Annotated in this window: 1 protein-coding gene; it reads left to right on the top strand. The window is 72.7% G+C overall.

Going from position 1 to position 1,839, the window contains the following annotated elements; all coding sequences use genetic code 11:
- Positions 1–10: 10 nt before the first annotated feature.
- Positions 11–1,839 (top strand): glucans biosynthesis glucosyltransferase MdoH (gene mdoH / locus HMPREF0731_RS20480; RefSeq protein WP_245538374.1); only part of this gene is annotated, 1,829 nt, incomplete at its 3' end.

Here is a 1,839-nt window from a genome sequence, read left to right as displayed (position 1 = left end):
GGCCGCGCATCTGCCGCCCGAGGCGCCGCTGGAGATGCCGGTGCAGTCGCTGCGGGCGCGTCCCCAGCGGCGGCAGGGCGGCCTGCCCTCGCGCCCCGGCGGGCTGTGGCTGCGCCGGCTGCTGGTGATCGGCGGCGCCATCCTGCTCACCGGCTTCGCCGCGCATGAGATGTGGCTGGTGCTGAACAGCGGCCAGCCGACGCCGCTGCAGGCCTTCGTGCTGGTGCTGTTCGTCGTGCTCTTCGCCTGGATCGCGCTGTCCTTCACCAGCGCGCTCTGCGGCTTCATCCGCCTGCTGCTGGGGCCGGACCGGCGGCTGGGCATCGCGCCCGACGGGCCGGCGCCGCTGCCGGAGGCCCGCACCGCGCTGCTGATGCCCTGCTACAACGAGGACCCGGCGCGCATCATGGCCGCGCTGCAGGCGATGCACGAGGAGCTGGCGGCGGCCGGCGCGCTGGACCGCTTCGACATCTTCATCCTGAGCGACACCACCCAGCCCGAGGCCTGGATCGCCGAGGAGGCGGCCTATCTGGCGCTGCGCGAGCGCGTGGCGGCGCAGCTCGGCCATCCGCCGCGCATCTTCTACCGCAGGCGGGCCAAGAACATCGAGCGCAAGGCCGGCAACATCGCCGACTGGGTGCGGCGCTGGGGCGCCGCCTATCCGCAGATGCTGGTGCTGGATGCCGACAGCGTCATGGAATCCGACATCATCCTGCGCCTGGCCGACGCCATGGCGCGGCACCCGGATGTCGGGCTGATCCAGACCCTGCCGATCATCGCCGGCGGCAACACGCTGTTCGCGCGGATGCAGCAATTCGCCGGCCGCGTCTATGGCCCGCTGATCGCCGAGGGCATCGCCTGGTGGCACGGCACGGAAGGCAATTACTGGGGCCACAACGCCATCATCCGCACCGAGGCCTTCGCCAGCGCCGCCGGCCTGCCGGAGCTTTCCGGCCGCAAGCCCTTCGGCGGCCACATCCTCAGCCACGACTTCGTCGAGGCGGCGCTGCTGCGCCGCGCCGGCTGGGCGGTCCACATGGTGCCCTGGCTGCGCGGCAGCTACGAGGAAAGCCCGCCCTCGTTGATGGACCTCGCCATCCGCGACCGGCGCTGGTGCCAGGGCAACCTCCAGCACGCCGCGGTGCTGCCGGCGCGCGGCCTGCACTGGGTCAGCCGGCTGCACCTGCTGACCGGCATCGGCAGCTACATCACCGCGCCGATCTGGCTGGTCTTCCTCGGCGCCGGCGTGCTGATGGCGATCCAGGCGCGCTTCATCCGCCCGGAATACTTCCCCGCCGGCCCGACCCTGTTCCCGGCCTGGCCGGTGGTCGACCCGGTGCGCGCCATGTGGGTGTTCATCGGCACCATGGCGCTGCTGCTGGCGCCCAAGCTGATGGCCTGGTTCGCCATGCTGTTCCACGCCCGCGACCGGCGCGGCAGCGGCGGCGCCATCCGGTCCTTCCTGTCGATGCTGGTGGAGACGCTGGTGGCCGGGCTGCTGGCGCCGGTCACCATGCTGACCCAGTCGGTCGATGTCGGCGCCATCCTGCTCGGCCGCGATTCCGGCTGGAACGCGCAGAAGCGCGACGATGGCAGCGTGCCCTTCGGCCAGGTGGCGCGGCTCTACTGGAAGCACACCGTCTTCGGCCTGCTCTTCGGCGGCGCCGCCTGGCTGGTCTCGCCCTATCTGGCGCTGTGGATGTCGCCGGTGGTGCTGGGCCTGGCGCTCTCCATCCCGCTGGCGGCGCTGACGGCGCGGCGCTCGATCGGGGTCGGGCTGCGCCGCCTCGGCCTGCTGCTGATCCCGGAGGAGCGCGCGGTGCCGCCGGCGCTCGCCCG

Origin of the sequence: Pseudoroseomonas cervicalis ATCC 49957, from assembly GCF_000164635.1 — a bacterium.
Taxonomy (GTDB): Bacteria; Pseudomonadota; Alphaproteobacteria; order Acetobacterales; family Acetobacteraceae; genus Pseudoroseomonas; species Pseudoroseomonas cervicalis.
The sequence above is the reverse complement of the archived record's forward strand: the minus strand, read 5'-3'. Positions and strand labels throughout refer to the sequence as shown.